This window comes from Aromatoleum diolicum (assembly GCF_012910955.1).
Classification (GTDB): Bacteria; Pseudomonadota; Gammaproteobacteria; order Burkholderiales; family Rhodocyclaceae; genus Aromatoleum; species Aromatoleum diolicum.
On record NZ_WTVQ01000047.1, the window covers coordinates 21,116 to 34,728 of the forward strand.

At 67.0% G+C, this 13,613-nt stretch carries 14 protein-coding genes; 11 read left to right on the top strand and 3 right to left on the bottom strand.

What is annotated here, in order from left to right; genetic code table 11:
* Positions 1 to 19: 19 nt before the first annotated feature.
* From GPA25_RS19985 to GPA25_RS23875, 3 genes are read right to left on the bottom strand one after another with little or no spacing between them, the layout of a single operon-like run.
* Positions 20 to 1,213, bottom strand: a complete 1,194-nt coding sequence (locus tag GPA25_RS19985) for a thiolase C-terminal domain-containing protein (RefSeq protein WP_169262164.1) — start codon at positions 1,211 to 1,213, stop codon at positions 20 to 22.
* 14 nt (positions 1,214 to 1,227) lie between these two features.
* Positions 1,228 to 1,677, bottom strand: a complete 450-nt coding sequence (locus GPA25_RS19990) for a Zn-ribbon domain-containing OB-fold protein (protein ID WP_169262165.1) — start codon at positions 1,675 to 1,677, stop codon at positions 1,228 to 1,230.
* Positions 1,674 to 2,630, bottom strand: a complete 957-nt coding sequence (locus GPA25_RS23875; protein ID WP_211163244.1) for an electron transfer flavoprotein subunit alpha/FixB family protein — start codon at positions 2,628 to 2,630, stop codon at positions 1,674 to 1,676. Before GPA25_RS23875 ends, GPA25_RS19990 begins: the two co-directional genes overlap by 4 nt.
* 456 nt (positions 2,631 to 3,086) lie before the next feature.
* On the opposite strand from GPA25_RS23875, the gene GPA25_RS20000 reads away from it, so the two are divergent.
* From GPA25_RS20000 to GPA25_RS20050, 11 genes are all read left to right on the top strand, one after another.
* A complete protein-coding gene (locus tag GPA25_RS20000; RefSeq protein ID WP_169262166.1) occupies positions 3,087 to 4,268 on the top strand; it encodes an acyl-CoA dehydrogenase family protein in 1,182 nt (393 codons plus the stop codon).
* Positions 4,269 to 4,281: 13 nt separating this feature from the next.
* On the top strand, positions 4,282 to 5,442 hold the full coding sequence (locus tag GPA25_RS20005) for a CaiB/BaiF CoA transferase family protein (RefSeq protein ID WP_169262167.1): 1,161 nt from the start codon (positions 4,282 to 4,284) through the stop codon (positions 5,440 to 5,442).
* 20 nt (positions 5,443 to 5,462) lie between these two features.
* Complete coding sequence (locus GPA25_RS20010; RefSeq protein WP_169262168.1) at positions 5,463 to 5,984, top strand: FAS1-like dehydratase domain-containing protein; 522 nt, start codon at positions 5,463 to 5,465, stop codon at positions 5,982 to 5,984.
* Positions 5,981 to 6,469 (top strand): hotdog family protein, encoded by a 489-nt coding sequence (locus GPA25_RS20015; protein ID WP_169262169.1) that lies wholly within the window; start codon positions 5,981 to 5,983, stop codon positions 6,467 to 6,469. Before GPA25_RS20010 ends, GPA25_RS20015 begins: the two co-directional genes overlap by 4 nt.
* A gap of 60 nt (positions 6,470 to 6,529) precedes the next feature.
* Positions 6,530 to 7,693: an acyl-CoA dehydrogenase family protein gene (locus GPA25_RS20020; RefSeq protein WP_169262170.1), complete on the top strand. Its 1,164-nt coding sequence runs from the start codon at positions 6,530 to 6,532 to the stop codon at positions 7,691 to 7,693.
* Between the two features lie 27 nt (positions 7,694 to 7,720).
* Positions 7,721 to 8,485, top strand: a complete 765-nt coding sequence (locus GPA25_RS20025) for a DUF2889 domain-containing protein (RefSeq protein ID WP_169262171.1) — start codon at positions 7,721 to 7,723, stop codon at positions 8,483 to 8,485.
* A gap of 17 nt (positions 8,486 to 8,502) precedes the next feature.
* Positions 8,503 to 9,732 carry a CaiB/BaiF CoA transferase family protein gene (locus GPA25_RS20030; protein WP_169262172.1) on the top strand — a complete coding sequence of 410 codons (1,230 nt, stop codon included), beginning with the start codon at positions 8,503 to 8,505 and terminating at the stop codon, positions 9,730 to 9,732.
* 21 nt (positions 9,733 to 9,753) lie between these two features.
* A complete protein-coding gene (locus GPA25_RS20035) occupies positions 9,754 to 10,974 on the top strand; it encodes a CaiB/BaiF CoA transferase family protein (protein ID WP_169262173.1) in 1,221 nt (406 codons plus the stop codon).
* A gap of 54 nt (positions 10,975 to 11,028) precedes the next feature.
* On the top strand, positions 11,029 to 11,952 hold the full coding sequence (locus GPA25_RS20040; RefSeq protein WP_169262174.1) for a TIGR03619 family F420-dependent LLM class oxidoreductase: 924 nt from the start codon (positions 11,029 to 11,031) through the stop codon (positions 11,950 to 11,952).
* Positions 11,953 to 11,996: 44 nt separating this feature from the next.
* Complete coding sequence (locus GPA25_RS20045; RefSeq protein ID WP_169262175.1) at positions 11,997 to 12,827, top strand: enoyl-CoA hydratase/isomerase family protein; 831 nt, start codon at positions 11,997 to 11,999, stop codon at positions 12,825 to 12,827.
* Between the two features lie 109 nt (positions 12,828 to 12,936).
* Positions 12,937 to 13,611: a nuclear transport factor 2 family protein gene (locus GPA25_RS20050; RefSeq protein WP_169262176.1), complete on the top strand. Its 675-nt coding sequence runs from the start codon at positions 12,937 to 12,939 to the stop codon at positions 13,609 to 13,611.
* The last annotated feature ends 2 nt before the right edge of the window (positions 13,612 to 13,613 follow it).

Consider the following 13,613-nt stretch of genomic DNA (forward strand, 5'->3'; position numbering starts at 1 on the left):
GCCCCTGACGAAACTGCGGTTAGCGCTTGAGGATCGCGGCGGTCGCGTTGCCGCCGAGTCCGTTGGTTTGGGCAAGCCCGACTTTCGCATCGGGCACCTGCCGCCCGCCGCTCTGGCCGCGCAATTGCCAGGTCAGCTCGGCGATCTGGAAGACGCCCATCGCCGTGGTCGCCTCGCCGAAGGACACGAAGCCGCCCGACGGATTGATCGGCATCTTCCCGGTGGGCGTCGTCTCGCCCGCTTCCAGCAGGCGCTCGGCCTCACCCGGCTCGCACAGGCCCCATTCCTCGGGGAAGGCGAGTTCGTAGTAGCACGTGTTGTCCTGCAACTCGGTGAAGCTGATGTCGCGCGGACCGATGCCCGAGGTTTCGAACGCGCGCATCACGGCGGCCTTCGCTTCGGTATGGAAGCTCGGGCCTGACGGCACCGGGCCGGCGAGGCTGCGTGGCAGCGCGTCGTCGAAACCGATGGTCGCCACCGCGCTCGTCGCGACCGTGACCGGTTTCGACGTGAAGCGGCGCGCCATCGACTTCGAGCAGATCACCGCCGCGGCGGCACCGTTCGATACCGGGCAGATCTCGAACAGGCGCAGCGGATTGCTGACGTAGGGCGAAGCCAGCACCTCGTCCAGCGACACGGCCTTCTGAAAACGCGCGAAAGGATTGCTCTCGGAGCACTTGCGCGCCTTCACGGTGACCTGGGCCATCTGCGCCTCGGTGGTGCCGTAATCGAACATGCGCCGGCGCGCGAGCGTCGCCCAGAAGGACGGCCCCGGCATACCGACGCAGCGCTGGCGCAGGTACTCCGGATCGTTCGCATCCTCGACGCCCGAGGTCTGGATCATGCCCTTGGGCATCACCTCGCCGCCGACCACCAGCACGAGATCGTGGATGCCGCCGGCGACCAGCGAATAGCCGATGTTGAAGGCGTTGCCTCCCGCGGCGCAGCCGGCCGAGAGGTTGTACACCGGGATCCCGGTGCAGCCCAGGTCCTCTACGATGTCATTGCCGTTGAGGCCCCAGCCCTTGCCTCCCGAGAAGCGAGAACTCGCGGCCGACACCGCCTGCACCTGCTTCCACGACACGCCGGCATCCTTCAGCGCCATGTCCACCGCATGGCGGCACAGCTCGGTGACGGACTTCTCCCCCACGATCGCATCGCCTGTCTTGCCAAAGCGATGCATCCCCACTCCCAGAACGACGACCTCTTGCATGATTCCCTCGCTGCTCAGAGCAGTTTGAATTTCCAGGACGTGAAGGCCTTGCCTTCCTCTTGGTGCACCGGCTCGATCACCAACCGCACGCGCGCACCGACGCGCATCGCCTCGACCGCATCCGTCATCTGCCCGACCACGCGCAGGCCGCTGTCCAGATCGACGACCCCGATCGCATACGGCACGAAGGGCTTGTCGTAGCGGTGCGGCGGCGGCGGCGGAAAGTCGGCCACTGAATAACTCCACAGCACGCCTTCGCCGCCGAACGAGCAGGGCTCGATCTTCGATTCCGCGCAGTCCGGGTTGCGGCAGTGCGCCACCTTGGGGAAATACGGGGTATTGCAGGTCGTGCATCGGGCCCCGTGCAGGCTTGCGCCGCCTTCGTCCGAAAACAGCCCCGCAACGCAGGGTTCGCGCAGCGCGGCCTGGTTGCCGATGTCGTTCATCGCGTCGCGCTCCGTCATGCCTGCGCCGCCTTGATGAGTTCGGGAAGGATCTCCAGGCAGTCGCCCACTACGCCGTAGTGCGCATAACGGAAGATCGACGCATCCGGATCCTTGTTGATCGCGACGATGGTCTTCGCCGCGGAGCAGCCGGCCATGTGCTGGCTCGCGCCGGAGATGCCCACCGCGACATACAGCGCCGGGCGCGTGATCTTGCCGGTGAGGCCCACCTGATGCGACGAGTCGATCCAGCCGTCATCGACGATGGCGCGCGAGCCGCCCCACATGCCGCCGAGGGCCGCCGCCGTTTCCTTGACCATCTCGAAGTTCTGCTTGTTGCCGAGTCCGCGGCCACCCGAGACGATGATCTCCGCATCCTCCAGGCGCGCCTCGCTGACCTGCGGCGACGAAATCACCGCGAAGTGTTCGGTCGTCGCGGTTCCGCCCAGGGTCACCTGGTGCCGCGTGACGGCAGTCGGCGTAGCAGCGGGAACGGCGAGGATGGAGGTCGTTATCACCGACAGCACCGCCGCCGGTCCCGCGACCTCGTACACGACGTGCGTATCGCCGCCGAACGCGGTTGCCGTGACCTGCAAGCCTTCACCAGCGGGCACCGCATCGAACACGTTTGCCACCACCGGCAGGCCCAGGCGTCCGGCCAGGCGCACCGCGATCGCCCGCGACTCGGCGCCCTGGTTGAAGAGCACCGCGCGCGGGCCCGTCTGGCGGCAGTACTCGGCCAGCGCCGCGACCAGGCCATCCGCGCCAGCCAGCGCACTGCCGTCGCCTTCGGCGCCGTCGAGGCGATTAACGCCGTACTTCGCCGCGATTTCGGTGGCGGCCGCGGCCGCCTGGCCGAGCACGAGCCAGCGCAGTTCTGCGCCCGCCTCCGTGGCGAGCTTGCGCGCCAGCGTCAGCGCCTCCCCGGTTCCGCCTTCGATGGCGTCACCCCATGAACACAGCACAACGGCCATAGCGAGGACTCCTTGATTAATGCGACCCATTGACGAATCGCCATCCCGAATTGAGCGCGATATTTCCGTACGATCCATCGCAAATGAAAATTTCGGCAATATCCGAATGACGGCAATAAGCGAATATCGGAAGAATCGACTCTTCTCCGGAACCCAGTCTAATTTGCCCATTACCTTCGCACCGGCCCTCTTCGAATCAGATGGGGCCTTTGCCAATTCATTTCCGGCCAGCCCGCAAACCCTTATTTAGCAAGGGTCTCACGGCACAAATCATGGACGCACTTCGGCGCGCATTAGCGCGCGATGGCCTCATCCGACATTCCTGCGTCCACTTCCGAACTGCCGCCGGCCCGCGGCGAAAAAACCCGGCAATTAGAATCCATTCATCGAATCGGAACATTCCGGTCAATTGCCGAATGCAGTCCGGTTTTCCAAATACCTCAATCGGAGGCAGTGATGGATTTTGAATTTTCCGAAAAAGAACGCGAATTCCTGCGCGAAGTCGGCCAATTCCTCGCGGACAATTACGATCCGAAAGTCATGGACGTCACGCGCGAAAACATGGCGCAGGTATGCGATACCCCGGACCGTCGTGCGTTCATGAAGAAGGTCGCCGAAAAGGGCTGGCTCGGCATCACCTGGCCGAAGGAATATGGCGGTCAGGAAGGTGAAGGATTCTTCGAATACCTGCTCAACGAGAAGCTTTCCTCGGTCGGCGCGCCGCAGATCGGCAAGGGCGTGGGCATCATCGGCAAGACGCTGATCAACGTCGGCTCGGAAAAGCTCAAGCGCGAATTCCTGCCGCAGATCCTCGACGCGAAGATCGAATTCGCCGTCGGCTATTCCGAACCCTCCGCCGGCTCCGACGCGGCGGCGATGCGCCTGAAGGCCGAACGCCAGGGCGACGGCTGGGTACTCAACGGCCAGAAGGTGTTCACGACCTCGGCGCACTTCGCGGACTGGTACTGGGTCGGCGCGCGCACCGATCCGGACGCGCCCAAGCATCACGGCATCACGCTGTTCCTGGTGCGCATGGACGACCCCGGCCTGACCATCCATCCGATGTACACGATGGGCAACGAGCGCACCAACGCGGTGTTTTTCGACAACGTCTTCGTGCATGACGACTACCGCGTCGGCGAGCTCAACAAGGGCTTCCAGTACATCGCCGAGGCGCTCGACATCGAACGCTTCAGCATGTTCACCTTCGCCCCGATCCGCGGCCGCGTGGAACTGCTGTGCGACCACGTGAAGACCGCGACCTGCGACGGCGTGCCTCTGAAGGACGACCCGGTGATCCGCCAGAAGATCGCCGAACTGGCCACCGAATGCGAAGTGGCGCGCGTGCTCGGCGTGAAGTTCGTGGATGCCGCGCTCAACAGCAGCAAGACGCCGACCATCGAGGCCTCGGAATACAAGCTTTACGCGACCGAGCTGTCGCGGCGCATCGCCGACGCCACGATGGACATCGTCGGCCCCGGTGCGCAACTCGCCCTGCATACCGCGGAGGCGCCGCTGAAGGGGCGCGCCGAGAGCTGTTACACCTACACGGTGATCGACACCATCGGCGGCGGCTCCTCCCAGGTCCAGCGCAACATCATTGCCAAGCGCAAGCTGGATCTGCCGAAGAACTTCTGACGGGGTCGCCACGATGAGCTTCCTGACCGGCTACACCGTCCTCGACCTCGCGAGCGTCGGCCCCGCTGCGCGCGCCTCGCGCATCCTTGCCGACTTCGGCATGCGCATCATCAAGGTCGCCCCTGTCGCCGCGAACGGCGCGAAGCAGACCGAACCGGTGTTCCACGCCTACGGTGCGGGGCGCGGCACGCGCAGGATCCGGCTTGATCTCAAGTCGGACGCGGGTCGCGAGACCCTGCTGCACCTCGCCGAGCAGGCCGATGTCGTCATCGAAAGCTTCCGCCCCGGGGTCGCCGCGCGGCTCGGGGTGGGCCATGCGCAGATCGCCGCGCGCAACCCGCGCATCATCCACTGCTCGACCAGCGGCTACGGTCAGGACGGCCCCTGTGCGCAGTGGGTCGGCCATGACATCAACTACCTCGCGATGTCCGGTTTCCTCGCCTGCAGCGGTCGCGACGCCGAAGGGCGACCGGCGCTCCCCGGCGCCACGGCGGCCGACAGCGCGGGCGGCGGCATGCACGCCGCGCAGTCGATCCTCGCCGCGCTCCTGCACCGCGAGCGCAGCGGCGAAGGCGCCTGCCTCGACGTCTCGATCACGGACGGCGTGCTGAACCTGATGTCGCTCTACCTCGACCAGTACCTCGCCACCGGCGAAGAGACCCGGCCTGGCTCGGGGGTGCTGACCGGAAAATATGCGTGGTACGGCGTGTACGCGACGGCCGACGGGAAGCACGTCGCCGTCGGCGCGATCGAAGCACACTTCTTTCGCAACCTGTGCCGCCTGCTCGACCTGGATGCCTTCGCGGACAGCCAGTACGACGACGCGCGGCAGGACGAGATGCGGGCCGCCTTCGCCCATCGCTTCCGCACGCGCAACTGTGACGAATGGGTCGAGCGGCTCGCCGGCGCCGACACCTGCGTCGCCCCGGTGCTGACGATTGCCGAGGTGAGCGCCCACCCGCAGTTCCGCGACCGCAGCGCGTTCATGCGCGCCCGCCACCCGCAGCGCGGTCCCTTCGAACAGCTCGCTCCGGTGCTCGCAGGCTGCGAGCGGCGGCAGCCGGAGCATCAGGTCGCGCCCGCGGGCAGCACCGATACCGACGCGGTACTCGCCGAGGCCGGCTTCCCGGCCGGGCAGATCGCCGAATTGCGCGCCGCCGGCTGCATCGAATGACGTCCACTGGAGATCCGCACATGAGCGCAGCGCCCGAATTGCCGCCCGCCGTGCAGGCGATGATCGGTACGCCGATGTACGAGGAACGGACCGAGTTCCCGATCGAAATCGGCTACGTCTACAACACCTGCGCAGCGGTGCAGAACGCCAACCCCATTTTCTGGGACGAAGCTGCCGCCCGCGAAATCACCGGCGGCCCCATAGCCCCGCCGACGATGCTGTCCGTGTGGTTCCGGCCCCACCACTGGGCGCCGGGCGCGGCAGGCGAACGCACCGCACTGCAGGTCCACTTCGACCTGAAACGCCTGCTCGACCTGCCCGAGGCCGTCGTCGCGAGCAACGAAGCGGTGTTCGGCGAACCGGTCCGTCCCGGCGACCGCCTCACCACGCGCCAGATCGTGCGCTCGGTCGGACCACTCAAACGGACGAAGCTGGGCACCGGGCGTTTCTGGACAATCGACGTCGAAACCACCAACCAGCATGGCGAATGGGTCGGCACCGAGATCTACACCCTGCTGGGCTACCGGAGGCCGGACCAATGAACGCCACCGTCGCCCCTGGCATCACCGCCGCGCAGATTGCCGAAGGCCAGCAACTGCCGGCCCTGCGCCACCCCGTCACCGCCACGACCATCGTGCTCGGCGCGCTCGCGAGCCGCGACTGGCGGCCGATGCACCACGACAAGGATTTCGCGGTCGAGCGCAACGGCGTGAAGAACATCTTCATCAATACGCCCAACAACGCAGCCTGGTTCGAGCGCTACGTCACCGACTGGACCGGCCCGCGCGGCCGCCTGGGCCGCCTGCGCTTCGAGATGAAGAAGTCCGTGTTCCCTGGCGACGAGATGTGCTTCTCGGGCGTGGTGCGCAAGCTCTCGACCGACGCCACGGGCTGCCACTGGGTAGACCTCGACCTCGCGATCTCCGTCGACGGCGAAATGCGCACGACCGGTTTCGCGTGCGTCGCCGTGCCCGCAGACCCGAGCGACAACCCCTGGGCCCGCAAGGGCGACCGCTGGACGCCCTGAGCGGCTTCCTTCCACAACCCTTTACGCGCAACCCGCCACCCAATTTCCGAGAGGCCGCCAATGGACCTGCAGTTCACCGACGAGCAGAACATGCTCCGCGACATGACCCGAAACCTGTGTGCCGACCATAGCGGCACCGACATCGTGCGCAAGATGGAAGACGACCCGCTGGGCGTTCCCGCCGATCTCTGGCAACAGATGCGCGAGACGGGTCTGCTCGGCATGGCGATCGCCGAGGATCACGGCGGCATGGGCCTGAACATGCTCGACTGCGCCGTGATCTACGAACAGCTCGGCCGCAACCTCGCGCCCGGCCCGTACTTCGCCAGCACCGTGATGAGCGCCGGCGCACTGAAGCACGCCGGCGAAGCCTCGGACCGGCGCGAGTTGTTCGGAGCCATCGCGGCGGGCGATACGATCGTCGTTCCCGCCTGGCTCGAGCCCGATCACGGTTTCGGTCCCGCCGGCGTGCAGTTGCGCGCCGAACGCAGGGGTGACGCCTACGTCCTGACCGGCACCAAGCGCCATGTCTTCCATGCGGTCGCCGCACAGAAACTGCTGGTGCTGGCGCGGACCGGCGATGCGCCGGAGGCGATCGACCTTTTCCTGGTCGATACCGACACTCCGGGCCTGCAGCTCACGCAGCAGCGCTCGATGGCTTCCGACACCCAGTATCGCGTCGATTTCGATCAGGTGCGCGTGAGCGCCGACCGGCACGTCGGCGCCGAAGGCCGCGGCTGGCAGGCATGGGAGGCCGCGATGTACGAAGGCATCATCCTGCTCGCCGCCTTTGCCGCGGGCGGCGCCGAACGCGCGCTGGAGATCACGGTGCAGTACTCGAAGGACCGTGAGCAGTTCGGCAAGCCGATCGGTGCCTTCCAGTCGCTGGCGCACTACATGGCGGATGCCGCGGCGGTGGTGGACGGCGCGAAGGTGCTCGTGCAGGAAGCGGCGTGGGCCCACGCGGCGGGCAAGGACATCAGGCGCCTCGCGCCCATGGCCAAGCTCTTCGCCTGCAAGGCCTTCCGCGACGTCACCTCGGTCGCGCAACAGATCCACGGCGGCATCGGCTTCACGCTCGACTACGACATCCAGCTCTTCTACCGCCGCGCCAAGCAGCTGCAGATGAACTGGTGGGATTCGCGCTATCTGGAAGAGCTGGTCGCGGCCGACATCCTCGACCGCGACGGCGAACGCACCATTCCCGACCCCTTCACTGCCTGACGCAAGCGCCGCGCGACGGAGACCCCGATGGCAAATCCGAATCCCCACTATGGCACCGGTACCTTCCGCCGTCGCGTCCGCGTGCGCGCTGCGCCCGGCCAGGTGACCGTCGAACTCGAGGACGGCAACCACGGTTTTCGGCTGCGCATGTGGCACGACGGCGCACGCATCAACACGGTCGAACTCGATCCGCTGCGCATTCCTTTCAACACCTGCGCCGAAGCATCAAAACCGCTCACGCGGGCGATCGGCCACCGCCTGGACGAAGGTGCCGCCGTGCTGCGCGACCGCCTCGTGCCGTCCGACAACTGCACCCATATGCACGACATGCTCGTCCTAGCGGCCGCGCATGCTGCGTCGCATCGAGGCGAAGAGGCGACGACCCGGCAGTACGACATGGCTGTCGAGGACGAACGCAGCGGTGTGATGCGCGCGAGCGTGCGCTGCAACGGCGAAACCGTGCACGAGTGGGAAATCGCCAAACACGAGATCGTCGCTCCGGCGGAGCTCGCGGGGCGGCCGGCGATGCGCGGCTTCCACGCCTGGGCTTCCGAATGCTTCGCCGACCTGCGGCTCGAGGCCGCCGTCGCCCTGCAGCGTGCCTACTTCGTCGCCCAGAGTCGCCGCTTCAGCTTCGAACCCGCCGCGCTCAACCCCGGCGTGGCGGACGGCATGCCGCACAGCGCCTGCTACTCGTACAACCGCAGCGTCGTCGAACGTGCGCTGCGCAGCGACGGCACGGTGCGCGACTTCACGCATACCCCCGACCTGTTGCTGAAGTTCCTGCCATGACCCGCCCCGGAGGCTCCATGAAGGCTCACAACCCTGCCGCCCCGGGTGCGCTCGCCGGCATCCGCGTCATCGACTTCGGCCAGATGGTGTCCGCCCCCTACTGCGCGAAGCTGTTCGGCGACTACGGGGCCGATGTCCTCAAGGTCGAACTGCCCGAAGGGGACGCCGCCCGCCGTGCCGGTCCCTTCCCGGCCGACGCGCCCCATCCCGAGCGCAGCGGCCTGTACTTCATCAACAACACCAACAAGCGCGGAATCACCTGCAACGTCGCCACGGCGCAGGGGCGCGAGCTGTTCCTGCGCCTGCTCGAAAGCACCGACGTCCTGATCGAGAACAACCTGCCGCAGCGCATGCGCGTCTGGGGGCTCGACTACGCCACGCTCGCGGCGACCAATCCCGACCTCGTGGTGATCTCGATCACGCCCTTCGGCCAGACCGGCCCCTACAGCGGCTGGAACGGCTACGACCTGAACGCCTACCACCTCACCGGTGCGAGTTCGCGCTACTGCGGCCGCCCCGGCGAAACGCCGCTCGAACACGGCACCTTTGCCGCGGACTACTTCGGCGCCGTCACGGCCGCCGCGTGGGGACTCGGCGCGGTGTACGGACGCGGGCAGGCCGGCGGCGGGCAGCAGCTCGACGTGTCCTGCGCGGAGGCAATCGCCGCAACGTTTGTCGGCGGACAGAACATCGGCTGCTACGCGCAGGAAGGACGCTTCGACAAGCGCACGGGCGTGGGGATGCCGCTCGGCGCACCGGCCACGATCATGCCCTGCCGCGACGGCCACGTGTGGATGCTCGCCCTCGAACCCGGCCAGTGGAACGGCCTGCGAAAGGTGATGGGTGACCCCGAATGGGCGAGCCTCGACATGTTCCAGGACATGTACTCGCGCGCGCAAAACGCCGACGTGATCTACGAGTTCCTCCGCGAGTGGACGATGCAGCACGGCAAGATGGAAATCATGGAGAAGTGCCAGGCCGCAGGCTGCCCGGTCACCGCCGTGTTCACGATCGAAGAGGCCGCGAACCAGCCCCACCTCAAGGCGCGCGACTACTTCGTCGACATGGAACACCCGGAACTCGGCCGCCTCAAGAATCTCGGCGCGCCCTTCAAGCTGCCCGCAAGCCCCGGCGGCCCGACCCGCCCGGCGCCGCTGCTCGGGCAGCACAACGAAGAAGTGTATGGCGAACGGCTCGGCCTCACGGCCGCGGACGTGCGCCGCCTTGCCCGCGACGGCATCGTCTGACCCCCCGACAGGAGAATCCGCATGACGAACCCACTGCCGCTCAAGGGCATCCGCGTCGTCAATTTCGGCTGGGTGTGGGCCGGGCCGGTGGTCGGCCAGACGCTCGGCTTCCTCGGTGCCGAAGTGCTGAAGATCGAATCGGCCGCCCGCGTCGACATGACGCGCAACCTGCCCCCCTTCGCCGACGGCGTCCCGGGACCGAACCGCAGCCTGTCGAACCACGCCTGCTGGGCCGGCAACGGCTCGGTGTCGCTGAACCTGAAGGAGCCCGAGGCGCTGGAACTGGCGCTGCGCCTCATCGCCACGGCCGACGTCGTGGTCGAGAACTTCGGCCCCGGCGTCATGGAGCGCCTGGGCCTCGGCTACGAACGCCTGCGCGAGGCCAGGCCGGACATCATCCTGTTCTCGATGCCCGCCGCCGGCCTCTCCGGCCCGCTCGAACACGTGCGCACCTACGGTCTCAGTCTGACCTCGCTCACCGGTCTCGACAGCCTCGTCGGCTACGTCGGGGGCGACCCGATCCCGGTCGAGAACGCGTTCTCCGATCCCTATGCCGGCATTTTCGGCGCCTTTGCCGTGCTCACCGCCCTCAATCACCAGCGCAACAGCGGCGAAGGCCAGCACATCGACTTCTCGCAGCAGGAAGCGGTAATGCAGATGGTCGGCCCCGCCTACATGGACTACGTGCTCAACGGCCGCTCGGGCAGTCCGAAGAGCAACCGCCACCCGACCAATGCTGCCGCCCCGCACGGCGTCTTTCCGTGCCGCGGCGACGACCGCTGGATCAGCATCGCGGTATGCCGCGACGACGAATGGCAGGGGCTCGTCGCTGCGATGGGCTCGCCCGATTGGGCCGCCGCGCCCGAGTTGTCGACCGCGCCCGGCCGTGTCTCCCGCATCGACGAGCTGCACGAACGCATCGCCGCGTGGACGTGCGAATCCGACGACCACGAGCTCGCCGCGCGCCTGCAGGAGCACGGCGTCGCCGCCAGTCCGGTGCTCAACGTCGGCGATCTCCTTCACGACCCGCATTACACGGCGCGCGGCACCTTCATCGCAGTCACGCATCCGCTCGGCTTCCGCGAAACGATCTACGGCGCGTACGTGAAGACCAGCCGCAGCCGCCCCGAAGTATGCCCCGGCCCCGCCATCGGCCAGGACAACGAACGCGTGTTCAAGGGCCTGCTCGGCATCCCCGATGCCGAGTACGAGCGCCTGACGCGGGACAGGATCATCTACTGACAAGGCGGCTGCGGGCGCCCGCCGCGCCCCGGCCCACATCACCGGAGACACGCCATGAAGTTCGCACTCGCCACGCCCGCCCTCAACAATTATCCCGCCGCGATGGCACCGTGGGAACCGCGCGCAGGCGGCCCCGAGGTCCTGCGCTATGCGCGCAAGGCCGACGCGCTAAGCTGGGACTGGCTCACCATCCCCGAGCACATCATCATGCCCACGGACATGCGCGAGGTGATGGGCTCGCGCTTCGCCGAAGGCATCGCCGCCTCGGCGGTGCTGATGGGCGCGACACAGCGCATCCACATGCTGACCTACATCCTCGCCCTGCCCTACCGGCACCCGCTGGTGCTCGCCAAGCAGATCGGGACCATGGAGTTCCTCGCTGGCGGGCGCTTCACGCTGGGCACGGCGGTCGGGCACCTGGAACGCGAGTTCGAGACCCTCGGCATCCCCTTCGAGCAGCGCGGGCCGATGACCGACGAATATCTCAGAGCCCTGAAGGAAGTCTGGACCTCCGAGCATCCGAAATTTCACGGCGACTTCGTCAAGTTCGACAACATCCTCGTCGAGCCCAAGCCGGTGCAGAAGCCGCACCCGCCCATCTTCATCGGCGGCAATTCCAAGGCGGCGATGCGCCGCGCGGCCGAGCACGGCGACGGCTGGATTCCCTGGCTCGTGACGAGCGAGGACCTGCCCGGCTGCATCACCTACATGAAGAGCCTGCCGGCCTACGCGGAAAAGGCCGACCGTTTCGAGATCCTCGTCACGACCACCGCCTACAAGGTCGAGGACTACTCGCACGCCGAAAAGGGCGAAACCCACGTCGCGGCCGACCGCGACAGCGTGCTGCGCGAGATCGAGGCCTTGCAGAAGGCCGGCGCGACCTCGGTGCAGGTGATGCCGCCCAAGCTCGACACCTTCGAGCAGTGCCTCGAATGGATCGAGTGGTACGACCAGGAAATCATCCCGCAATTCCGCTGAACCAGTACCCACGCGAACGCCAGAACGCACACCGGAGACACCGCATGCCGGAGAACTACAAGTACCTCACCGCCCGCATCGAGGAAAACGTCGGGATCATCACCCTCAACCGCCCGGACAAGCTCAACGCCCTGAGCTGGGAGCTTGCCGAAGAACTCGCCAGCGTGTTCTACCGCTGGCGCTACGTCGACGAAGTGCGCGCGATCCTGCTCACCGGGGCGGGGCGATCCTTCTGCGCCGGCGGCGACATCGACTGGATCTCGGGCGACAGCGACCGGCCCATGCCGGGCACATCGGACGCCTCCCGTCCGATCCCGCGCTCGCAGCGCAAGACGCCCGGCGGCCCCTTCATGGACGCCACGCGACAGATGATCGCCGTCGACAAGCCCATCGTCGCGGCGCTGCATGGCCACGCGGTCGGCGCCGGCCTCGCCTACGCGATGGTGTGCGACCGCCGTTTCGCCGACACCACGACGAAGATGTCGGCAATCTTCACCAACGTCGGCGTCGCACCGGATTGCGGCCTGTCGTGGTTCCTGCCGCGCATCGTCGGCCTGCCCACCGCGCTGATGATGGTCGAGACCGGCAAGGTCTTCCGCGCCGAGGAATGCAGGGAACTGGGCCTGATCGATGAACTCGTTCCCGAGGGCAAGGCCTTCGAGGCCGCCTTCGACTACGCCCGCACGATCGCCCAACGCGCCAGCGTCGCCGTCGACATGGCCCGGCGCATGATCTACATGGGGCAGACCGGCACGCTCGAACAGATGCTCGACTACGAGGGCATTGCGGGCGTGATCGTCGCTTCGTCGCTCGACGCGAAGGAAGGCACCCAGTCCTTCCTCGAAAAGCGCAAGCCCGTGTATCGCGGCATCTGACGCCCCCGGCCGAGCACGACACAGATCGCGCCGGCCCCTCTCATCGCCAACCCCGGCAAGACACCGCCCGCTGCGCCGCGCGCCGGCGGCGCCATGACATGGAATTGACATGAGCAGACTCACCGCTGCAGCCCTCGCTGCCTTCATCCTTTCCTCCCCGGCGCTCGCCGCCGCACCGCCAAAAGCGGACGCCCTTGCGGAACAGGTCAAGGCCCTGCGGGCCGAAGTGCAGACGCTGAAGGACATCGAGGAAATCCGCATGCTCAAGCATGCCTACTTCCGCGGCATCGACAGCGCCGACCTCGACCTGCTGCGCACCGTCATGCATCCGGACGTCGCCGTGCATTTCATCGGCGGCGGCTACGAATGGAAGCTCGCCGGGCGGGAGCAATACCTCGAAGCCATCGGCAACAACTTCAACAGCGAAGTCATCGCGCAGCACAACGGCCACCACCCCGAGATCCGCATCGTCAGCCCGACCGAGGCCGAGGGCACGTGGTACCTGCACGACAACTTCTACAACCTGCGCGAGAAGCTCTACACCACCGGCACCGCCTTCTACCACGACCGCTACGTCAAGGTGGATGGCAAGTGGCTGCTGAAGAGCACCGAATACAAACGCCACTACGAGATCGTCGAGAAGCTCGACACGCTGCCGAACATCACCGTCGATTACCTCGCCGACCACGGTCGCAAGGTCGCGCGCCACTGCCACGGCGACGGGCTGTGCCGCGACGGCAAGGACGCGCCCGTCGCCACCACGCCCGCCCCCGCCCTCCGATAACC